General features: G+C 63.5%; 18 protein-coding genes. 12 read left to right on the forward strand and 6 right to left on the reverse strand.

Translation table 11 applies throughout. The features are described 5' to 3' along the window. Positions 1-69: 69 nt before the first annotated feature. From NA29_RS20260 to NA29_RS20270, 3 genes are all read left to right on the forward strand, one after another. Positions 70-1,266 carry a M24 family metallopeptidase gene (locus tag NA29_RS20260; RefSeq protein ID WP_039404098.1) on the forward strand — a complete coding sequence of 399 codons (1,197 nt, stop codon included), beginning with the start codon at positions 70-72 and terminating at the stop codon, positions 1,264-1,266. A 62-nt stretch (positions 1,267-1,328) separates the two neighbouring features. Beyond that, positions 1,329-2,570, forward strand: coding sequence for a metal-dependent hydrolase family protein (locus tag NA29_RS20265; RefSeq protein WP_039400979.1), 1,242 nt, complete (start codon positions 1,329-1,331; stop codon positions 2,568-2,570). A 117-nt stretch (positions 2,571-2,687) separates the two neighbouring features. Further along, positions 2,688-3,602 (forward strand): LysR substrate-binding domain-containing protein, encoded by a 915-nt coding sequence (locus tag NA29_RS20270; protein ID WP_039400982.1) that lies wholly within the window; start codon positions 2,688-2,690, stop codon positions 3,600-3,602. Positions 3,603-3,690: 88 nt separating this feature from the next. On the opposite strand, the gene purM is transcribed toward NA29_RS20270, so the two are convergent. Beyond that, the gene (gene purM / locus NA29_RS20275) at positions 3,691-4,737 is read right to left on the reverse strand and encodes a phosphoribosylformylglycinamidine cyclo-ligase (protein ID WP_039400987.1); all 1,047 of its coding nucleotides are present in this window, start codon (positions 4,735-4,737) and stop codon (positions 3,691-3,693) included. 146 nt (positions 4,738-4,883) lie between these two features. Here purM and hda point away from each other — a divergent pair, with 146 nt between their 5' ends. The 6 genes from hda to panB all read left to right on the forward strand — a co-directional run bounded on the left by hda (position 4,884) and on the right by panB (position 10,015). After that, a complete protein-coding gene (gene hda / locus NA29_RS20280; RefSeq protein WP_039400990.1) occupies positions 4,884-5,594 on the forward strand; it encodes a DnaA regulatory inactivator Hda in 711 nt (236 codons plus the stop codon). Positions 5,595-5,736: 142 nt separating this feature from the next. Then, positions 5,737-6,417 carry a histidinol-phosphatase gene (locus NA29_RS20285; RefSeq protein WP_039400993.1) on the forward strand — a complete coding sequence of 227 codons (681 nt, stop codon included), beginning with the start codon at positions 5,737-5,739 and terminating at the stop codon, positions 6,415-6,417. Further along, a complete protein-coding gene (gene pcnB, locus NA29_RS20290) occupies positions 6,414-7,940 on the forward strand; it encodes a polynucleotide adenylyltransferase PcnB (RefSeq protein ID WP_039400996.1) in 1,527 nt (508 codons plus the stop codon). Before NA29_RS20285 ends, pcnB begins: the two co-directional genes overlap by 4 nt. After that, the gene (gene folK / locus NA29_RS20295) at positions 7,940-8,452 is read left to right on the forward strand and encodes a 2-amino-4-hydroxy-6-hydroxymethyldihydropteridine diphosphokinase (protein WP_039400999.1); all 513 of its coding nucleotides are present in this window, start codon (positions 7,940-7,942) and stop codon (positions 8,450-8,452) included. Before pcnB ends, folK begins: the two co-directional genes overlap by 1 nt. Then, positions 8,449-9,105 carry a deoxynucleoside kinase gene (locus NA29_RS20300; RefSeq protein WP_039401002.1) on the forward strand — a complete coding sequence of 219 codons (657 nt, stop codon included), beginning with the start codon at positions 8,449-8,451 and terminating at the stop codon, positions 9,103-9,105. Before folK ends, NA29_RS20300 begins: the two co-directional genes overlap by 4 nt. Positions 9,106-9,196: 91 nt before the next feature. Further along, positions 9,197-10,015 carry a 3-methyl-2-oxobutanoate hydroxymethyltransferase gene (gene panB, locus NA29_RS20305; RefSeq protein WP_039401005.1) on the forward strand — a complete coding sequence of 273 codons (819 nt, stop codon included), beginning with the start codon at positions 9,197-9,199 and terminating at the stop codon, positions 10,013-10,015. A 63-nt stretch (positions 10,016-10,078) separates the two neighbouring features. Here the strand turns inward: panB and NA29_RS20310 are convergent, their stop codons facing one another. Both NA29_RS20310 and NA29_RS20315 read right to left on the reverse strand, forming a co-directional pair. Further along, positions 10,079-11,446: a sensor histidine kinase gene (locus tag NA29_RS20310; RefSeq protein WP_039401008.1), complete on the reverse strand. Its 1,368-nt coding sequence runs from the start codon at positions 11,444-11,446 to the stop codon at positions 10,079-10,081. Next, a complete protein-coding gene (locus NA29_RS20315) occupies positions 11,443-12,105 on the reverse strand; it encodes a response regulator transcription factor (RefSeq protein ID WP_039401011.1) in 663 nt (220 codons plus the stop codon). The genes NA29_RS20310 and NA29_RS20315 overlap by 4 nt, the downstream gene beginning before the upstream one ends. Before the next feature lie 196 nt (positions 12,106-12,301). On the opposite strand from NA29_RS20315, the gene NA29_RS20320 reads away from it, so the two are divergent. The 3 genes from NA29_RS20320 (at position 12,302) to NA29_RS20330 (ending at position 15,139) form a co-directional block, all read left to right on the forward strand. Continuing rightward, positions 12,302-13,102 carry an ABC transporter ATP-binding protein gene (locus NA29_RS20320; RefSeq protein WP_039401014.1) on the forward strand — a complete coding sequence of 267 codons (801 nt, stop codon included), beginning with the start codon at positions 12,302-12,304 and terminating at the stop codon, positions 13,100-13,102. A gap of 11 nt (positions 13,103-13,113) precedes the next feature. Further along, the gene (locus NA29_RS20325; protein WP_039404099.1) at positions 13,114-14,022 is read left to right on the forward strand and encodes an ABC transporter permease; all 909 of its coding nucleotides are present in this window, start codon (positions 13,114-13,116) and stop codon (positions 14,020-14,022) included. An 88-nt stretch (positions 14,023-14,110) separates the two neighbouring features. Further along, positions 14,111-15,139, forward strand: a complete 1,029-nt coding sequence (locus NA29_RS20330) for an ABC transporter substrate-binding protein (protein WP_039401017.1) — start codon at positions 14,111-14,113, stop codon at positions 15,137-15,139. A 48-nt stretch (positions 15,140-15,187) separates the two neighbouring features. Here NA29_RS20330 and NA29_RS20335 read toward each other — a convergent pair whose 3' ends face one another. The 3 genes from NA29_RS20335 to dnaK form a co-directional block, all read right to left on the reverse strand. Continuing rightward, complete coding sequence (locus tag NA29_RS20335) at positions 15,188-17,116, reverse strand: chorismate-binding protein (RefSeq protein WP_039401019.1); 1,929 nt, start codon at positions 17,114-17,116, stop codon at positions 15,188-15,190. A gap of 4 nt (positions 17,117-17,120) precedes the next feature. Continuing rightward, a complete protein-coding gene (dnaJ, locus tag NA29_RS20340; protein ID WP_039401022.1) occupies positions 17,121-18,263 on the reverse strand; it encodes a molecular chaperone DnaJ in 1,143 nt (380 codons plus the stop codon). Between the two features lie 127 nt (positions 18,264-18,390). Then, positions 18,391-20,316, reverse strand: coding sequence for a molecular chaperone DnaK (gene dnaK, locus NA29_RS20345; protein ID WP_039401025.1), 1,926 nt, complete (start codon positions 20,314-20,316; stop codon positions 18,391-18,393). Positions 20,317-20,319 lie beyond the last annotated feature (3 nt).

Genomic DNA, 20,319 nt, shown 5'->3' on the forward strand with positions numbered 1-20,319 from the left:
TGCGCGCCGGCTTGCGTGGCGCGCATGTCTCTGACACTTCGCCTCTCGTTTGCAGACAAAGGTTTCCCGATGCCGACTCTCTCCGATGCCACACGTCAGTACCGTCGCGGGCTAATGAACGATCTGATGGACCGCACGCGTGTCGATGCGCTCGTGTTCACCGCCGCCGACTTCTTCCAGTGGGCGACCAACTTTCACGTCGACGTGCAGACGTGGGAGCGCCCCATCGCCGTTTGCGTGCCGCGTAATGGCGAACCGTTCGCCGTAATGAACGAACTGTCCACGCATCATCTGATGATGGCGCGTGAGCGTCATCACCTGTGGCTCGACCTGGAGCGCGTCACGCTCTACGCTGAGCATCCGCGCGTCACGCAACGTCAGCCGCTGCTCGCAGAAGTGCCCGCGCTCATCGCAGATACGCTGCGCGCCGCCGGACTGGCAGCATCGCGTATCGGAGTCGATGCCGCAGGCGGCCCGCTCGCGCGAGCGGGCGCCATGCTGCCAGACGCTAAGTTCGTGCCGATGCTCGCGGACATGCGTGGCCTGCGCTGGGTGAAGCACGACGAAGAGATCGCCATCATGCGCGCGGCTGCCGAGTTGGCTGACTGGGTGCAGGACCGGTATCGCGAGAACATCCGCCCCGGGCGCCTGGTGCAGGAACTCGACTACTCGATGGCTGCGTTGATGGTCACCGAGGGCGCAAAGCGCTTCCCTGGCGAGAATCTCGAAGTGATGCGCTGCTGGACGCTTTCCGGCCCTGCGTCTGCCTCGCCGCATGGCGACGGCGCGTCGTGCGGCGCGCGTATCAGCGAAGGCGACGGCATGGTGAATATCGTGATCCCGCGTCTGAACGGTCTCGTCATCGAGAACGAACGCACGTGGTTCTGCGGCAAGCCGTCGAGCGAACAGGCGCGCTTCTACGAAGTCGCGCGCGCGGCGAACGAAGCCGCCGTCGGGGCCGCTATCACCGGCAAGCCCGTGTCCGGCATCGACGCCGCTGCGCAGGCCGTCATCGAGAAAGCCGGTTGCGGGGAGTACATCCGCCATCGCACCGGTCATGGCATGGGCATCATCGGTCACGAGTATCCGGACGACATGGCGTTCAACCATCGCCCGCTGCTCGCGAACGAAGTGTATTCGGCCGAGCCGGGCATCTATGTCTACGGGCTGGGCGGGTTCCGTCTGGACGACTCGGTCGTCACCGGCGACACCCCGATCATGCTCACCCGGACCCCGCGAACGCTCGCGCACGCGACCATCGATTGAGAACGCAAGGCAGATGCCGACGTACAGGCGTCCGCTCAGAAAAACATCCTGGAGGAGAAGTCATGGAGTCGATTCTGCTGTCGAACTGCGCGCTGCTGGACCCAGTCAAGGGCGAGCTTTGCGAAGACCACGCTGTGCTGATTGAAAACGGACGCATCAAGGAAGTCTCGGACAAACCGATTCGCGCGACGTCGGCGCGCGAGATCGACGCGCACGGTCGTACCGTCATGCCGGGTCTCATCGATCTGCACGTGCACGTGCACGCCACGCAACTCAATCTTTCGGCGCAGGCCCATCTGCCGAACGTGCTTGTCACGCTTAAATCGGTGCCGATTCTGCAAGGCATGCTCAGACGCGGCTTCACCACGGTGCGCGACGCAGGCGGCGCAGGTCACGCCATCAAGCATGCGGTCGAGAGTGGACTGGCCGAAGGCCCGCGTCTGTTCGTGTCGGGCCGCGCGATCAGCCAGACCGGCGGACACGGTGACGGACGCCCGCGCACCGACTACATCGGCACCGACGGCCCGTGCCCGTGCTGCGTGCGCGTCGGCGCACTCTCACGTGTGGCCGACGGCGTGGACGAAGTGCGCCGCGCCGTGCGCGAAGAGCTGCAAATGGGCGCGGACCAGATCAAGATCATGGCGTCGGGCGGCGTGGCGTCGCCGACCGATCCCGTCGGCGCATGGGGTTATTCGGAAGACGAAATTCGCGCCATCGTCGCCGAGGCGCGCGGGCGTGGCACCTACGTGCTCGCGCATGCATACACGGCGGCCGCCATCGAACGCGCCGTGCGTTGCGGTGTGCGCACCGTCGAGCACGGCAACCTTGTCGACGCCCCGACCGCACGCTTCATGGCGGAGCAAGGCGCGTACGCCGTGCCTACGCTGGTGACTTATGACGCGCTCGCCAACGAAGGCAAATCGCTTGGCCTGCCCGACGACAGCGTCGCGAAGATTGCCGACGTGCACGCGGCCGGTCTTCGCTCGCTGGAGATCTTCCGCGAAGCCGGTGTGAAGATGGGTTACGGCTCGGACCTGCTCGGCGAGTCACAGCGCCTGCAAAGCGACGAATTCCGTCTGCGTGCGGAAGTGCTGTCGCCCGCGGAGATTCTGCGCAGTGCGACGGTCGTCGGTGCGGAAGTGCTCGGACAGTCGGGGCAACTGGGTGAGATCGTGCCCGGCGCGCATGCCGATGTGCTGATCGTCGACGGTAATCCGCTCGCGTCGCTCGACTGCCTGCTCGGGCAGGGGGAGCGAATTCCGATGGTGATGAAGGGCGGTAAAATCCACGCTTTCGCGCTGTAAGGCAGCGGCTGCACCGGATGGGGAGGCGACGCGCCTCAAGGGTTCGCGCGTCGTCGCTCACGCCCGAGTCTGCGGTCTGACACGTCTGCCCACACGCCAACCTTCCGTGGAGAATCGATGGATTTCCGGCACATCGACGCCTTTCGGGCGCTGATGCTCACGCGCACGACCACCAAAGCGGCACAGGTGCTCGGCACGTCGCAGTCTGCGGTGAGCCGTCTCGTCGCCGATCTCGAACGCTCGACACGGCTCACACTGTTCGACCGTGCGCGGGGCCGTCTTGAGCCGACGGCAGAAGCGTTCGCCCTGTTCGAGGAAGTCGAGCGCCGTTATGCGGGGCTCGACAATATCCGCGAATTTGCGCTGAATCTGCGCAACCCCGACCGGGCCGTGATTCGTGTCGGGTCGGTCGTATCGTTCGGGCTGGGATTCTCCGCGCGCGTGATGGCGGGTTATCGTGCGTTGTATCCGAGCGTGCAACTGGCGTTGACGACGGGCGCGTCGGACCTGATTCGCGATCAGGTCGTCACGCATCAGTTAGCGCTGGGGTTGGTGACCGACACCATCGACGTGGCGGCAACCGACGCCGTCTCCTTTGCCAAACTCGACGCGATCTGTGCGTTACCGGCGGGTCATGCGCTCGCGCGAAAGAAGGTGATTCGTCTGGCCGACCTCAAGGGACAGCCGATTCTCTCGTACGAGCCGACGGACATGATTCGCTGGGGCATGGATCAGTTGTTCGCCGACGGCCAGTTGCACGAGCAGGTCGTCGCAACGGCGCGCTATTCGATCAACATCGGCACGATGGTCAAGGAGAACGTCGGGATCGGATTGCTGCACCCGGTGTCGGCTTACGACTTCCTCGATTCGGATCTCGTATTGCGACGCTTCGAGCCGTCGATGCCCTTTCATACCCTGCGCATTACGCCGCGCGCTGCGGCGCCAAGCACCCAGCTCGATGACCTCGTGCGGGTGATGGAAACGACACTGGACGATGTGATGGCGGCGGTGCAAGCGCGGATGAAGCTGTGATGCTTCGCGGCGCCCGGCTATGGCCGTCCAAAAAACAAAAGCCCGCCGGTGCTCCGGCGGGCTTTTTGCATTCCTGACGACGCGTGTCTTACGACACGATCGTTTGCGCTTCGCCTTCCTTGCGCTCGCGGATCGTGCCCAGACGGTAGACCGTCTCGCCCGACGCTTCGAGGTGCTTGAGCGCAGCGTCCGCGTCGGCAGCCGACACGATCACGGCCATGCCGATACCGCAGTTGAACACGCGGTGCATTTCGGCGTCGGCCACCTTGCCGTGCTCCTGCAGCCACTGGAACAGCGGCGGGAGCGTCCAGGCGTCCTGCTTGATGTCGGCCGTCAGATGATCCTGCAACACACGCGGGATGTTCTCCACAATGCCGCCACCCGTGATGTGGGCCATGCCCTTGACCGTCAGCGTTTCCATCAGCGCGAGCAGCGGCTTGACGTAAATACGCGTCGGGGCCATCAGCACGTCACGCAGCGGCTGGCCGTGGAAGTCGGCGTCCAGATCCGGCTTGGCGACTTCGATGATCTTGCGGACCAGCGAGTAACCGTTCGAATGCGCACCCGACGAGGCCAGACCCAGCACCACGTCGCCCGGGACGATCGACTTGCCGTCGATGATCTTGCTCTTCTCGACTGCACCGACCGCGAAACCGGCCAGATCGTACTCGCCGTCCGGGTACATGCTCGGCATTTCCGCCGTCTCGCCACCGATCAGCGCGCAACCGGACAGCTCGCAACCCTGAGCGATGCCCTTGACGACCGTCGCGGCCGTGGCCACGTCCAGCTTGCCGCAGGCGAAGTAGTCGAGGAAGAACAGCGGCTCGGCGCCCTGCACCAGAATGTCGTTCACGCTCATGGCGACCAGATCCTGGCCGACCGTGTCGTGTTTGTTCAGCGTGAAGGCCAGCTTAAGCTTGGTGCCCACGCCGTCGGTCCCCGAAACGAGCACCGGCTCCTTGTAGCGCTTGGGCACTTCGAACAGTGCGCCAAAGCCGCCAATGCCGCCCAGCACGCCGTCGCGCAGGGTTTTCTTGGCAAACGGCTTGATCGCTTCGACCAATGCGTCGCCCGCTTCGATGTCGACGCCAGCGTCGCGATAGGAAAGGCCGGAAGTTTCGTTAGGGTGTGACATGACGGGAATGCATCAAGGTTCGGTAAAATGCGATTTTACCCGATGCGCGTGTCCTTTCGGAACGCAAAGCGGATATCGGACGCCAGGAATGCCCGGCGTGCCCTGTAAACCGTACTCTGCCGGCCTTTAGCCGGCTTTCTTCGTTCGTGATTCAGCAACTGTATCTCGACCTCGGCACCCCGCCGCCCGCGACGTTCGACAATTTTATTGTCGGGCCCAACCGCGAGGCGGCGCAGACGCTTGCCGACCTCCCCGCCGAACTCTCGTCGGGCACGGCGCGCGACCGCGGCATCTACCTCTGGGGAGCTGTCGGGTCCGGCCGCACCCATCTGATGGAGGCCCTGTGCCACGCCATGGGGCCGAGCGCGCGTTATTTGCGTCCCAACAGCCCGCTGGCCGCTTTCACGTTCGACGACGCCAGCACGGTCTACTGCGTGGACGACAGCGACAATCTCTCGCCCACCCAACAAATCGCCGCCTTCAATCTGTTCAACGAGACCCGCGCCCGTCCGCACTGCGCGTTCGTGGCCGCCGGCTCACAGCCGCCCGTCGACATGCCGCTGCGCGAAGACCTGCGCACCCGCCTCGGTTGGGGTCTCGTATTTCACATTGTGGGATTGGACGATGACGGCAAGAAGCAGGCCCTGCAAAACGCTGCACGCGAGCGTGGGTTGCAACTGGCGACCGATGTCCCGGCCTATCTGCTCACGCATTTCGAGCGCGATATGTCGAGCCTGATGGCCCTGCTCGACCGGCTCGACCGGTTTTCGATGGAGCAAAAGCGGGCGGTGACGCTGCCGCTGCTGCGCCAGATGCTCACCCATACCGACCCGGCTCCACCGGACGGCAAACCCTGAGCAGTGGCCGATCGGACACATCACCGGATACATCACATGAGGTACCTCTCGGTAACATTCGATACCCGTTCCGCGCAGGTGCCAGCCCCCTCAATCACCGAACGACATTAGACGGCCCTTCGCTTCAGGTAAAATTCGCGCAATGACCAATTTAGCTCTCTTCGATCTCGATCACACCCTGCTGCCGACCGACAGCGACAAGGAATGGGGCCGTTTCCTCGTGCGCCAGGGCGCGGTCGAGCGCGACTCCTACGCGCAGGCCAACGAGGCCTTCTATCAGGACTACCGTGCAGGCCGGCTCGACATGCCGGCCTATCTGCGTTTCTGCCTCGCCCCGCTCGCGCGCTATCCGCGTGACCAGCTCGACGCCTGGCATGCGCAGTACATGGAAGAATCGATCCTGCCGCACGTGCGTCCGGAAGCGCTCGAACTGCTCGACATGCACCGCAAGGCGGGCGATCTGTGCGCCATCGTGACGGCGACGAACACGTTCGTCACCCGCCCCATCGCCAAGGCCTTCGGCGTCGACCATCTGATCGGCACCGAACCGGCGACCGTCGGCAACGACCCGAACGCGCGCTACACCGGCGAGTACGTGGGCACGCCGAGCTTCCGTGAAGGCAAGATCACCCGCACCGAAGCGTGGCTCGCCAGCCTCGGCAAGACCTGGGGCGACTTCAACCACGCCTTTTTCTACAGCGATTCCGCCAACGACGTCCCCCTGATGGAGAAGGTGAACCATCCGGTGGCAACGAACCCCGATGAGGCGCTGCGCGAAATCGCACTGGCGCGTCGCTGGCCCATTCTCGAGTTGTTCCAGTGATCCGCAAACTCATCAAGAAGCTGCTCGGCAAAGACGGCCAGACCGAAGGCGGCGCAGGTAGTCTGCCGCCCGGCACGCCGGTCGTCATCCCCGTTTCCGTGCACGGCATCGATCCGACGCTGCTGTCGAAGAACGCCGTGCGCGTGACCGACACGTTGCAGCAAGCCGGGTTCAAGGCCTTCGTCGTCGGCGGCGCGGTGCGCGATCTGCTGCTCGGCATCGCCCCCAAAGACTTCGACGTCGCCACGAGCGCCACGCCCGAACAGGTCCAGCGCCTGTTCCGCCGCGCGCGCATTATCGGCCGCCGCTTCCAGATCGTTCACGTGCAATTCGGACAGGAGATCATCGAGACCTCTACGTTCCGGGCGTTGGTCGAAGCGGTCGATAGCGAGCAAATCGGTGCGCGTCGTCCGAAAAAGGGTGAACTCGACCGCAAAACGCACGTCACCGACGAATCGGGCCGCGTGTTGCGCGACAACGTGTGGGGCGAGCAGGACGAAGACGCCGCCCGCCGCGATTTCACCGTCAACGCCATGTATTACGATCCGGCGACGCAGACGGTGCACGACTATCACCGCGGGTTTGAAGACATTCAGAAGCGCGTGCTGCGCATGATCGGCGATCCGGCCACGCGTTATCGCGAAGACCCGGTGCGGATGCTGCGCGTGGTGCGCTTCGCGGCCAAGCTCGGTTTCAAGATCGACGCAGCGACGGCCGAGCCGATTACGCAACTCGCGCCGCTGATCGACAACGTGCCTGCGGCGCGCTTGTTCGACGAAATGCTCAAGCTGTTGCTTTCGGGTCACGCGTGGGCGTGTGTGCAGCAACTGCGCTCGCAAGGTCTGCATCACGGTCTGCTGCCGTTGCTCGACGTGGTGCTGGAACAGCCGCTCGGCGAGAAATTCGTCACGCTCGCGCTCGCCAATACCGACGCACGCATTCGTGCTGGCAAGCCGGTGTCGCCGGGCTTCCTGTTCGCGGCGCTGCTCTGGCATCTGGTGCTTGAGAAGTGGCAGGCCTATCAGAGCGCTGGCGAATATCCGATTCCGGCGTTGCATCTCGCCATGGACGACGTGCTCGACGCACAAACCGGCAAGCTGGCCATCCAGCGCCGTTTCGTCGCCGACATGAAGGAAATCTGGGGCTTGCAGGTGCGTCTGGACAAGCGCGTCGGCCGCACGCCGTTGCGTCTGCTCGAACACCCCCGCCTGCGTGCCGGTTACGACTTCCTGTTGCTGCGTTGCGAGTCGGGTGAAGTTCCGGCAGAAGCCGGTCAATGGTGGACGGACTTCCTCGAAGGCGACTCGGTCAAGCGCGACGAACTGCTGGCGCAAGGCAGCGGATCGTCGGGGTCGACACCTGCAGCGAAGCGTCGCCGTCGTCGTCGCAAGCCCTCTGGCGGACGTGGCGGTGAAGGTGGCGAAGGCGGTGGCAGTGAGGGTGGCGGCGGTAGTGAGAACGCTACCAGCGAGAATCATGGCAAGCGGGTATCATCGCGACAGCATGGTTCCGAAGGTGCTTAATGACTGTTGCCTATATCGGGCTCGGCGCGAATCTCGGCGACGCCCGCCAAGCGATTAAGGACGCCATCGTCTGCCTGGCGCAGCAGATCGGCGTCACGATCATCGGCAAATCCGACCTGTATCGCACCGCCCCCATCGAGTCGAGCGGCGACGACTATCTCAACTGCGCTGTCGCCGTCGAGACGAGTCTGAGCGCCCGCCAGCTACTCACCCTGTGCTTGAAGATCGAGTTGCATTTCGGACGTGAGCGGCCGTACAAGAATGCGCCGCGCACGCTCGATCTCGATCTGCTGGTCTACGGCGACGAACGCATCGCCGAACCCGATCTGATCGTGCCGCACCCGCGTCTCGCGTTGCGTGCCTTTGTACTGCATCCGCTCGCGGATATCGCCCCCGAACTCGACATTCCCGGCGTGGGACGCGTCAGCGCCCTGTTGCCCGACGTTGCCGATCAACGCATCGAACGTGTTGCTCAGGGTTGCTGCCCGACCAAGCGGGTGTGCACATCATGAGATCACCGGTGCTCGGGCGATTTCGCTATCTCGCCGTCGAAGGCCCGATCGGGGTTGGCAAGACGTCGCTCGCGCAGCGTCTGGCCGACGCAGCCGGTGCCGACCTGATGCTCGAACAGCCCGCGCTCAATCCCTTTCTCGAACGTTTCTATCGCGACAGCGCGCGTTACGCGCTGCCCGCGCAGTTGTCGTTCTGTCTGCAACGTGTGGACGAGGCGACGGAGATTGCGCGTCGCGAGATCGATGGCAAGCCGATCTTCACCGACTTCCTGCCGGAGAAGGACGGCCTGTTCGCGCGTCTCACGCTGTCTGCCGACGAGATTGAGCTGTACCGCAAGCTCGTTGCACACATCGAGCGTCCGCACCGTGCGCCGGACCTCGTGATCCATCTGCAAGCCAGTCCCGAAGCGCTGTTCTCTCGCATCCAGAAGCGTGCGATTCCGATGGAGCAGCAGATTCCGGACACGTATCTGCGCGCGCTGTGCGACATCTATGGCGAATTCTTCTATCATTACGCCGCTGCGCCGGTGTTGACAGTCGACACAGAACAATTCGACCCGGCGCACGACGACAGCGACTTCGCCCTGCTGGTCGAACGCATCGATCAGATGCGCGGGCGCAAGGAAGTCTTCGTCAAGGGCGCTCGCCTCTGACCTCTGACCTCTGAAGCTCCGCCTGCCGCTGCGCCCATAGCGCACCCGTCGCATCTGTGCTGCCCGCGAACCCTCCTGAACCGAGGCTGACATGAGTTATCTGCAAGAATCCAACCGCAAGGCCGTGACCGTTCCCGGACTTGCCCAGATGCGCGCACGTGGCGAGAAGATCGCCATGCTCACCGCTTACGATGCAAGCTTCGCCGCGCTGCTGGACCGCGTTGGCGTCGACGCCATTCTGATCGGCGACTCGCTGGGCAACGTGATTCAGGGTCAGCGCACGACGCTGCCCGTCACGCTGCGCGACATCTGTTATCACACGGAATGTGTGGCGCGCAGCGTCGAGAAGGCGCTCGTGCTGGCCGATCTGCCCTTCGGCACGTTCGGTACGAAGGAGCAGGCGTATCAGAGCGCCGTGGCCGTCATGCAGGCCGGTGCGCAGATGGTGAAGATCGAAGGCGGTGCATGGCTTGCCGAGACGGTACGCTTTCTGGTCGAGCGCAGCATTCCGGTGTGCGCCCACCTGGGCCTGACGCCGCAATCGGTGCACGCGTTCGGCGGCTTCAAGGTGCAAGGTCGTGAAGACGCGGCGCAGGCGCAGTTGCTTGAAGACGCACGCGCATTGCAAGCGGCCGGTGCTCAACTCGTGGTGCTCGAAGCGATTCCCGCCGCGCTCGCCGCGCGCGTGACGCCGGAAGTGCCGACGATGCCGACCATCGGCATTGGCGCCGGTGTCGATTGCGATGGTCAGGTGCTTGTGCTTCAGGACATGCTTGGCGTGTTCCCCGGCAAGTCGCCGAAGTTCTCGAAGAACTTCATGGACGGCCAGCCGAGCATCGCGGCCGCCATCGAAGCTTACGTACAAGCCGTGAAGCACAGCACGTTCCCGACGTTGGAACATAGCTTCTGAGATCGGACGCAGGTAACGTCCGCGAGGACGAAAAAAAAGCGGCTCAGCGATGAGCCGCTTTTTTTATGCCGCGACCGGCAGCGTCAGCACGACCGCAAAGCCCTCACCCTCCACCCGTTCGAAGCTCATATGGCCGCCGTGGGCACGCACAACCTCAGCGACCATCGCCAGACCCAGGCTTGCGCCTTCGCGTCCGTCGGCGCGCAATGAGAACGGGGTGCGTACGCGTTGCCATTCCTGCTCGGGGATGCCCGGCCCGTCGTCGAAAAAGCGCAAGCGCCACTGATCGCCGACACGTGTCACGTCCACATGAAGACGATGCGGTGCGCCATAAGCCACTGCGTTGACCAGCACGTTCTTGATCGCTTCACGCAAACTCAACTCGTCGCCGACGATCATGCACGGCTCGTCCTGCGCATGCAGCGCGACGTCGATATCGCGCGTGACATACGACAGCGTTTCGCGCATCGCCGTCTGCAACAACTCGTTCAGATCGACCGGGGTCCGTGCGACGCTCTCCGCCCGATGCTGCACCATCGCGTGATTGATCAGCTGATGGATCAGTCCTCCCAGCCCGCGTGCCTGCTTCTGAATGCGGGCGATGTGCGTCTGGCGCGCAGCCTCGTCCTGCGTCTGCGTCAGCATTTCCGCTTGTGCCGTGAGCGCAGTCACCGGCGTTCGCAGTTGATGCGCAGCGTCGCCGATGACGCGACGCATTAACGCACGCGACGTGGCCAGCCGCTGCATGAAGTCGTTGATCGCACCCACGAGCGCCAGCGTTTCCGCAGGCACAGTCACCGCAAGGGGCGCGAGGTCGTTCGGATCACGTGCGCGTATCGCACCCTCGATTTGCTTGAGCGGTGCGAGCGCCTGACGTAGCGTCCACAACGCGGCGAGCATCGTCAGCACACCGGTCGCTATCGTGATGAGCAACGTGTTGTCGGCCAGCCCGCGCGTGAAGCGTTCGCGCGCATTCTGCGTGTGTGCCAGCGCGACCACCGCCCACGGATGGGGTGACGTCACCGGCATACGCCGTCCCACGATGGCGATGCGGATCGGCATCTCCTGATACGTGCCGTCGACCACGAGAGGACCGTCGGCCAGCTTATCCCACGGAATCGGCGGACGGAACTCCGAATCGCCCGCCACGGACCGGCCGTTCGGATCGAGCACGGTGTAGAAGATCTGATCGCCGGGCGCGAGCGCAGAAAAGGCCGCGAGCGGTACATCGACGTTTACTTCGCCGTTCTGGTACCAGGTGTTCTCCGCCACCTGCAAGGCACTGCCGAGCAACCAACGGTCGTAGGCCCGGTCGACGGCGGCGCGTGTCGAGAACCAGATGCCCAGCAGCACCGCGACGACGGCGAACGCCAGCACCGCGCCCATGCGGATCACCAGACGCAGGTAGAGAGATCGGCCGGGGACGATCATGACAGCACGAGTTGATAGCCCAGCCCGCGCAGCGTGCGAATCTGGAATTGCGCGCCGGCCAGCTTCTTGCGCAGACGAGCGACGTATTGTTCGATGGCGTTCGCGTTCGGTGCTGGCTCGTCGCCGTACAGACGATCCATCAATTCGTCTTTGCCGAAGATGCGCCCCGGGCGTCCTGCGAGGATTTCCAGCAGCGTGACTTCACGGCGCGTGAGTTCGATGGGCTGGCCATCCACTTCGACGCCGCGACTCTTGCGATCGAGCGTGAGATTGGCGCAGGTCAGACGATTGGTCGCGTCCTGCCCGGTGCGGCGCATCAACGCGCGCACACGCGCTTCGAGCTCGCGGAAATCGAAGGGCTTGGTGAGGTAATCGTCTGCACCGAGATCGAGCGCACGCACGCGCTCTTCGATCTCCGCACATGCGGTGAGCATCAGCACGCGCGTGGACAGGCCGCGCTCGCGCACGCGCCTGAGCAACTCGAATCCGTCGACGTGCGGCAGCATGACGTCGAGGATCAGCAGGTCGTAATCGTCGCCGATGCGGCCGGCGGCAACCGCCCCGTCCGTCTCGCAATCGAGCGCGTGGCCGAGCCTGCGCAACTGCGTGGCGATCGCTTCGGCGACATCGGCGGTGTCTTCCACCAGCATGATGCGCATGGTCTTCTCGTCTCCTAATCTTCCTGAGGCTTTCGTCTTCTGAGCGCGATTGTCTCGGAAATCCCAGTAGGCCACCTCAGTGTTTCCCCTGAATTCGGGCCGTGGCGCGGCGCGATGTCAGGTTCGCTACAGCTTCGCTACTTAGTATCGAGCCGACTACAAAAAAAGCACTATCGCATTCTTCAGGAGACACGCAATGCACAACGCCCCCCATGCGGGCGCTGCGGGGACGACTTCGCCCGCAGTGCCGCCATTGCTCGAAATCGACGCCGTCACGCTGCAATACAAGACCGACGACTATCTCGTCACCGCCGCCCAGCAAGTGAGCTTCAACGTCTACCCGGGCGACCGCTTTGTGCTGCTCGGCCCGTCCGGCTGCGGCAAATCGACGTTGCTCAAGGCCATCGGCGGCTATCTGCCGCCGGTTCACGGCGAAATCCGCCTCAAAGGCCGCACGATCACCGAACCCGGCCCGGACCGCATGATGGTGTTCCAGGAGTTCGATCAACTCCTGCCGTGGAAAACCGTGCGCCAGAACGTGGAGTTCGCGCTCACGGCCAGCGGCCGACTCAAGGGACGCGACGCCGCCGAGCGCGCCGCCCATTACATCGAGAAAGTCGGTCTGGCGAAGTTTATCGACAGCTATCCGCACACGCTCTCGGGCGGCATGAAGCAGCGCGTGTCCATTGCGCGTGGCATGGCAATGGAGCCGGACGTCCTGCTCATGGACGAACCGTTCGCCGCGCTCGACGCCCTCACCCGCCGCAAGATGCAGGACGAACTGCTGCGTCTGTGGGACGACACACGTTTTACGGTGCTGTTCGTCACGCACGGTATCGACGAAGCCATCCGCATCGGCACGCGCATTTTGCTGCTCTCGCCGCATCCGGGTCAGGTCAAGGCAGAGCTCAACAGTATCGCCCCCGAACAACTCGGCACGGCGCATCAGAGCGAGCTTGAGACCCGCATCGATCAACTGCTGTTCGCGACCCACTGAGGATGACGGCCATGAATGCTATCCCTTCGCAATCCGCCACGTCGGCATCCCCCGCCCCGATCGAACCCGTCTATCGTCCGGAGTTCGTGCTCGAACCGGTGCAGGCCGAACTGTCGTCGATCCAGCGCCCGCTCTCCACCTTCGAGACCCTTTATCGCCTGAGCTGGCTGCGCAAGACCGTGATTCTGTGCGTGCTGGCCATCATCTGGGAAATCTACGGACGCTGGCTCGACAACGCCTTACTGTTCCCGAGCTTCTCCGACACGGTCGCCGCGTTCGCGAGCGGTCTGACGAGCGGCGTGTTGCTGCTGCGCGCCGTCGTCTCGCTCAAGACGCTGCTCATCGGCTACGGCATCGGGATCGCACTCGCTGCGGTGCTCACCACCGTCGCCATCAGTTCGAAGATCGGCAACGATCTGCTGGAGACGCTCACCGCCATGTTCAACCCGTTGCCCGCCATCGCCTTGCTGCCGCTGGCGCTGATCTGGTTCGGATTGGGCAACGGCAGCGTGATCTTCGTGCTCGTGCACTCGGTGCTGTGGGCCGTGGCGCTCAACACGCACAGCGGGTTCCGGGGGGTGTCGAAAACGCTGCGCATGGTGGGCCAGAACTATGGACTCAAGCGATTTGCGCTGGTACAGCACGTGTTGATCCCGGCGGCGTTCCCGAGCATTCTCACGGGCCTGAAAGTAGGCTGGGCATTCGCATGGCGCACGCTGATCGCTGCCGAACTCGTGTTTGGCGTGTCGTCCGGCTCGGGCGGCCTCGGCTGGTACATCTTCGAGAACCGCAACTCGCTGGAGACGGCTAACGTTTTCGCCGGGCTGTTCTTCGTGATCCTGATCGGGCTGGCCGTCGAAAACCTGCTGTTCGCCCGCATCGAGAAGCGCACATTGCACCGCTGGGGTATGCAGCACTGACACTCGGAGCGGACCGGATTTTCGGCCTGCTCCGATTGACGCCCTTTTTCATGGGCATGAATAATTCGAACAACACGGAGACAACATCATGAACCGACGCAATTTCGCCCGCTGGGCGAGCGCCATCACGCTCGCCGCGACGACCGCCCTGTCAACGCTCGGCAACGTAGCGCATGCCGAAGCGAGCACCGTCCGCCTGTCGCATGGCTACGGCATTCTGTATTTGCCGCTGATGGTCATGCGCGATCAGCATCTTGTAGAGAAGCACGCGAAGGCGCTGGGGCTGGGCGATGTGAAGACCACGTGGACCATTCTGGACGGCGGCAACGTCATTAACGACGCCATGCTCGCGGGTAACCTCGACGTTGCAGGCACAGGCGCCCCGGGTTTCGTCACGCTCTGGTCGAAGGCGCACGGCATTCCGCGCTCGGAGGTGATCGGACTGTCCGCGCTCTCGACCGGTCCGCTCTGGCTCAATACGAACAATCCGAACGTCAAGTCGCTCAAGGACTTCACGTCGAAGGACAAGATCGCGATTCCGGGCATCAAGACATCGCTGTCGGCCGTGCTGCTGCAAATGGCTGTGGCCAAGACGTTCGGTATCGAGAACTACGCAAAGCTCGATCCGCAGACGGTCAGCCTGAGCCATCCGGAAGCGGTGAGCGCGCTGCTCTCGGGCAAGACGGAAATCACGGCGCACTTCACTTCGCCGCCGTTCTCGTATCAGGAACTGAAAGATCCGCGCATCAAGCGCGTGCTGAATTCGACGGACGTGCTGGGTAACATCACCATCGACGTCGTGTTCGCACCCAAGCAGTTCACCGTCCAGAATCCGAAGCTGGTGCAGGCCATTCTGGCGGCGCAGGAAGAGGCGGCGGCGTACATCGCCAAGGATCACGTCGGCGCGGCGCAGACGTTCCTTCGCGTGTCCAAGATCAACCTGCCGCAAGCGGAGATCGAGCAGATGCTGGCCGACCCCGGTCTGCAATTCACGACGACGCCGAACGGGCTGATGCAGTACGTCGAGTTCATGAGCCGCGCGGGCACGATCAAGACGCGTCCGGCGAAGTGGAGCGAACTGTTCGTGCCGCAGATGGCAGCGCGTCAGGGAAGCTGAGGGAAATGAAGCATAACGGCGCGTCGAGAGAAATGACGCGCCGTTGAGTCAGACGGTGGTCGTGGCCGCGATCGTCGCCGGTAGCGCACCACGCAGGGCATTGCACACGACGATAGCTTGCGCCGAGCGCAAGTCGTCGCGCGTAATGACCGCCTCGACGGCGGCCCACGACGGGTCGTCCAGAAGCACGCTGCGCATCACCCCGGGCAGCACGCCAGAAGACAACGGCGGTGTCATCCAGATGCCGTTACGTTTGACGAACACCGTGCTGCGCCCGCCTTCCGTCAACTCGCCCCGGTCGTTGAAGAACAGCACGTCGAACGCACCCTGCGCTTCGGCCGCTTTCCAGGCGGCGTCGTAACGCGCGCGCACCGTGGTCTTGTGGCGCAGAAACAGATCGTCCGCACGCGTCGTTTGAGAGACATCGGCCAACAGCACTTTCACTGCGTCGCCGTGCAGCGGCGAGAGCACACCATGCGTGATCGCCGCCGTGCCATTGTGAGACAACGCGAGGCGTACGCGATGGATGTCGTCTTCACTCAGCGTTGCGACCACCGCGTCGAGTTGTTCGCGCAATGCCGCTTCGTCAAACGTGAAGCCGAAGTACTGCGCAGACTTTTGCAAGCGCGACAGGTGTCGTGCGAGATGAGCGACGCCGGAGGCGCGGGTCGCTTGCATCGTCTCGAAGAGTTCAAAGCCCGGATCAAGTGCGCTCAGGAAGCGCGCCTTCAGGCGGCACTCGTCGCGTTCTTCATCTGCTTTACTGTCCAGCACGATCCCCGCGCCGACGCCCAGACGTCCGCGACGCATGCCGCTCGCGTCCGGCGCATCGAGTTCGAGCGTGCGGATCGCAACCGACATGCAGAAGTCGCCCAACGCCTGCGGATCGTCACTGCGTGCGTCGAGCCAGCCGATGGCCCCGGTGTAGAGACCGCGCGGCGACGTTTCCAGTGCACCGATCAACTGCATCGTCCGATGTTTCGGCGCGCCCGTGATCGATCCGCAAGGGAACAAGGCGCGCAGCACGTCGGCCATCGAGGTCGTGTCCGGCAAGGTTGCGGTGACCGTCGATGTCATTTGCAGGACACTGGCAAACCGTGTCACTTCGAAAAGCTTCGGGACTTTGACTGAGCCGGGCGTCGCAAGACGTCCGAGATCGTTTCGCAGCAAGTCCACGATCATCAGATTCTCGGCGCGGTTCTTTTCGTCGGCGGCGAGTGCTGCGCTGCGTTGTGCGTCGATGGCCTCGTCGCCGCACGCGGGCGCAGTTCCCTTCATCGGACGCGCCTCCACCCGTCCGCGCGAATGACGCAGGAACAACTCGGGCGACAGCGAAAGGATCGCGCGCCCGGCAACGCCTCGCGCACCGGGCAGCATCACGAGTGCGCCGTACGGCACCGGCTGACGCGCGCGCAGGCGGCGATACAACGCAACCGGCGAGCCGAACGCGTCGAAATTCAGACGGTACGTGTAGTTGATCTGATAGCACTCGCCTTGTGCGAGCCATTCGTGGATACGGGCGATGGCATCGTCGAAGGCCGCGTCGCTCACGTCGCTCTTCAATGCGCCGATACCTGCAACGCCGGGGTTGGCGCTCACACGTTCACGATTGTCCTGCCAGGCGTCGGCATCGCCTCCGGCGTCCAGCCACTCCTGACGCGCCAGCCACGCCTGCGTTTGCGCGGCGTCGAGCCGCTGCACCCCGGAAAACAACAGGGCGCGGAACTGGCCCGGCGCACGACGCGTCGCGACCGTATGCACGCCACCGAGGCGCACGCCGAATTCGTAATCGGACAGCAGCACGGCGTGCAGGCCGTGACGCGTGGCGTCTTCCACTTCGCGGAGCGCGTCGGAAAGCACACCGGGCTCGTCGCAAGTGACCTCGCGTACGAGCCCGGTGTACAGACGCGCCCCACCGGCCGGGTCCGCACTGTCGTCCAACAGCGCGAACGCGGCCAGGGGCGCTTCACTTTGCATGGAATTACTCGAAGAACTGCTTGACGCGGTCGAACCAGCCCTTCGACTGCGGGCTGTGGCGTGCACCGCCTTCCTTCAGCGAAGCATCGAAGTCGCGCAACATCTGCTTTTGCGCATCGTTGAGCTTGACCGGCGTTTCCACCTGCACGTGCACGTACAGATCGCCCGGATAGCTCGCGCGCAGGCCCTTGATGCCCTTGCCGCGCAGTCGGAACGTCTTGCCCGTCTGCGTGCCTTCGGGCACTTCGAAGGTGGCCTTGCCATGCAGCGTCGGTGCGTCGATGTCGCCGCCAAGCGCCGCCGTCGCGAACGAAATCGGCATCTGGCAGTGCAGATCGTCGCCGTCGCGCTCGAACACGTTGTGCGCCTTGATGTGGATTTCCACATACAGGTCGCCCGCCGGGCCGCCGTTCACACCCGGCTCGCCGTTGCCAGACGAACGAATGCGCATGCCGTCTTCGATACCCGCCGGGATCTTGATTTCCAGCGTCTTGGTCTTCTTGATCTTGCCCGAGCCGTGGCAGTTGGTGCAGGGCTCAGGAATATACGAGCCCGTGCCGTGGCACTTCGGGCAGGTCTGCTGAACGCTGAAGAAACCCTGCGACATGCGCACCGAGCCCGCACCGTTACAGGTCGGGCAGGTCTCGGGCTTCGTGCCCGGCTTCGCGCCGTTGCCGTGGCAGATCTCGCATTCGTCCCAGCTCGGCACGCGAATCTGCGTGTCGAAGCCGTTCGCGGCCTGCTCCAGCGTGATCTCCATGTTGTAACGCAGATCGGCACCGCGATACACCTGCGGACCGCCGCGGCCACCACGGCCACCGGGGCCGCCCTGACCGAAGATGTCACCGAAGATGTCGCCGAACGCGTCCGCGAAGCCGCCGAAGCCCTGACCGCCCGCACCGCCGAAGCCGCCCATGCTCGGGTCGACGCCCGCGTGACCGTACTGGTCGTACGCCGCGCGCTTCTCCGGCTCGGAGAGCATCTCGTAGGCCTCTTTGACCTCTTTGAACTTGTCTTCGGCGTCCTTGCTGTCCGGATTGCGGTCCGGGTGATACTTCATCGCCAGCTTGCGATACGCCTTCTTAATCTCTTCGTCCGAGGCGTTCTTGGCGACGCCAAGGACTTCGTAGTAATCACGTTTGGCCATAACTCTTTCCAATGTTGGCGCATGTCGCCATCAGGCAAAAAGCCGGGTCGATATTCCCCTTGCGGAGAACCTCGATACCCGGCCCACACGCGGCGCACCTTTCGATGCGCCGCGCGCCATGCACGCTTTACTTCTTGTCGTTGACTTCCTTCACTTCGGCGTCGACGACGTTGTCGTCATGCGGCTTGCCCTGCTCGGCACCTGCGGCACCCGCAGCACCGGCTTGCGCCTGCATGTCAGCATACATCTTCTCGCCGAGCTTCTGGCTTGCCGTACCCAGCGCTTCGACCTTGGCATCGATGTCGGCCTTGTCCGAACCGCGCAGCGATTCTTCCAGTGCCGTGATCGCCGATTCGATGGCTTCCTTCTCCGAAGCCTCGATCTTGTCGCCGTACTCGGTCAGCGCCTTGCGGGTGCTGTGCACCAGCGCGTCGCCCTGATTACGGGAATCGGCCAGCTCGCGTGCCTTCTTGTCTTCTTCCGCGTTGAGCTCGGCGTCCTTCACCATTTGCTCGATCTCAGCGTCCGACAGGCCCGAGTTCGCCTTGATGACGATCTTGTTTTCCTTGCCGGTGGCCTTGTCCTTCGCGCCGACGTGCAGAATGCCGTTGGCGTCGATGTCGAAGGTCACTTCGATCTGCGGCGTGCCGCGTGCTGCCGGCGGAATGCCTTCGAGGTTGAACTCGCCCAGCGACTTGTTGCCGGCGGCCATCTCGCGCTCACCCTGATACACCTTGATCGTCACGGCCGGCTGGTTGTCGTCCGCCGTCGAGAACACTTGCGAGTGCTTCGTCGGGATCGTGGTGTTCTTCGTGATCATCTTCGTCATCACGCCGCCCAGCGTTTCGATACCGAGCGAGAGCGGGGTGACGTCGAGCAGCAGCACGTCTTTACGGTCGCCCGAGAGGACCGAGCCCTGAATCGAGGCACCTGCGGCCACGGCTTCGTCCGGGTTCACGTCCTTGCGCGGTTCCTTGCCGAAGAACTCCTTCACCTTCTCCTGCACCTTCGGCATACGCGTCATACCGCCGACCAGAATCACGTCGTCGATGTCGCTGACCTTGACGCCGGCATCCTTGATCGCCGTGCGGCACGGTTCGATCGTGCGCGTGATCAGCTCTTCGACCAGCGCTTCGAGCTTGGCGCGCGTGATCTTCAGGTTCAAGTGCTTCGGACCCGAGGCGTCGGCCGTGATGTACGGCAGGTTGATTTCGGTCTGCTGGCTCGACGACAGTTCGATCTTGGCCTTTTCAGCAGCTTCCTTCAGGCGTTGCAGCGCGAGCACGTCCTTCGACAGATCGACGCCTTGTTCCTTCTTGAACTCGCCGATGATGTAGTCGATGATGCGCTGGTCGAAGTCTTCGCCGCCCAGGAACGTATCGCCATTGGTCGACAGCACTTCGAACTGGTGTTCGCCGTCCACATCCGCGATTTCGATGATCGAGATGTCGAACGTGCCGCCACCCAGGTCATACACAGCGATCTTGCGGTCGCCGCCTTCCTTCTTGTCCAGACCGAAAGCCAGTGCGGCAGCGGTCGGCTCGTTGATGATGCGCTTGACTTCCAGACCGGCGATGCGGCCTGCGTCCTTCGTGGCCTGGCGCTGGCTGTCGTTGAAGTAGGCCGGCACCGTGATCACGGCTTCCGTGACCGGCTCGCCCAGGTAGTCCTCGGCGGTCTTCTTCATCTTGCGCAGCACTTCGGCGGAAATCTGCGGCGGGGCCAGCTTTTCGTTGCGTGCCTCGACCCAGGCGTCGCCGTTGTCGGCCTTGATGATCTTGTAGGGCATCAGCGCGATGTCCTTCTGCACTTCTTTTTCTTCGAAGCGGCGACCAATCAGGCGCTTGACGGCGTACAGCGTGTTCTTCGGGTTGGTCACGGCCTGGCGCTTAGCCGGCGCACCGACCAGGATCTCGCCATCGTCCATATAGGCGATGATCGACGGCGTGGTGCGAGCACCTTCCGCGTTTTCGATGATCTTGACCTGATTCCCTTCCATGACGGCCACGCACGAGTTCGTGGTGCCCAAGTCGATACCGATGATTTTGCCCATTTA

Origin of the sequence: Pandoraea sputorum, assembly GCF_000814845.2 — a bacterium.
In the GTDB taxonomy this organism is placed as follows: domain Bacteria; phylum Pseudomonadota; class Gammaproteobacteria; order Burkholderiales; family Burkholderiaceae; genus Pandoraea; species Pandoraea sputorum.

What these genes read in the sequence shown, in the direction of transcription:
- NA29_RS20260 (WP_039404098.1), top strand. Translation starts at nt 70, where the DNA reads ATGCCGACTCTCTCCGATGCCACACGTCAGTACCGTCGCGGGCTAATG.
- NA29_RS20335 (WP_039401019.1), bottom strand. Translation starts at nt 17,116, where the DNA reads ATGCAAAGTGAAGCGCCCCTGGCCGCGTTCGCGCTGTTGGACGACAGT.
- NA29_RS20300 (WP_039401002.1), top strand. Translation starts at nt 8,449, where the DNA reads ATGAGATCACCGGTGCTCGGGCGATTTCGCTATCTCGCCGTCGAAGGC.
- panB (WP_039401005.1), top strand. Translation starts at nt 9,197, where the DNA reads ATGAGTTATCTGCAAGAATCCAACCGCAAGGCCGTGACCGTTCCCGGA.
- NA29_RS20330 (WP_039401017.1), top strand. Translation starts at nt 14,111, where the DNA reads ATGAACCGACGCAATTTCGCCCGCTGGGCGAGCGCCATCACGCTCGCC.
- NA29_RS20320 (WP_039401014.1), top strand. Translation starts at nt 12,302, where the DNA reads ATGCACAACGCCCCCCATGCGGGCGCTGCGGGGACGACTTCGCCCGCA.
- NA29_RS20310 (WP_039401008.1), bottom strand. Translation starts at nt 11,446, where the DNA reads ATGATCGTCCCCGGCCGATCTCTCTACCTGCGTCTGGTGATCCGCATG.
- NA29_RS20315 (WP_039401011.1), bottom strand. Translation starts at nt 12,105, where the DNA reads ATGCGCATCATGCTGGTGGAAGACACCGCCGATGTCGCCGAAGCGATC.
- NA29_RS20325 (WP_039404099.1), top strand. Translation starts at nt 13,114, where the DNA reads ATGAATGCTATCCCTTCGCAATCCGCCACGTCGGCATCCCCCGCCCCG.
- NA29_RS20265 (WP_039400979.1), top strand. Translation starts at nt 1,329, where the DNA reads ATGGAGTCGATTCTGCTGTCGAACTGCGCGCTGCTGGACCCAGTCAAG.
- NA29_RS20270 (WP_039400982.1), top strand. Translation starts at nt 2,688, where the DNA reads ATGGATTTCCGGCACATCGACGCCTTTCGGGCGCTGATGCTCACGCGC.
- dnaK (WP_039401025.1), bottom strand. Translation starts at nt 20,316, where the DNA reads ATGGGCAAAATCATCGGTATCGACTTGGGCACCACGAACTCGTGCGTG.
- dnaJ (WP_039401022.1), bottom strand. Translation starts at nt 18,263, where the DNA reads ATGGCCAAACGTGATTACTACGAAGTCCTTGGCGTCGCCAAGAACGCC.
- NA29_RS20285 (WP_039400993.1), top strand. Translation starts at nt 5,737, where the DNA reads ATGACCAATTTAGCTCTCTTCGATCTCGATCACACCCTGCTGCCGACC.
- folK (WP_039400999.1), top strand. Translation starts at nt 7,940, where the DNA reads ATGACTGTTGCCTATATCGGGCTCGGCGCGAATCTCGGCGACGCCCGC.
- purM (WP_039400987.1), bottom strand. Translation starts at nt 4,737, where the DNA reads ATGTCACACCCTAACGAAACTTCCGGCCTTTCCTATCGCGACGCTGGC.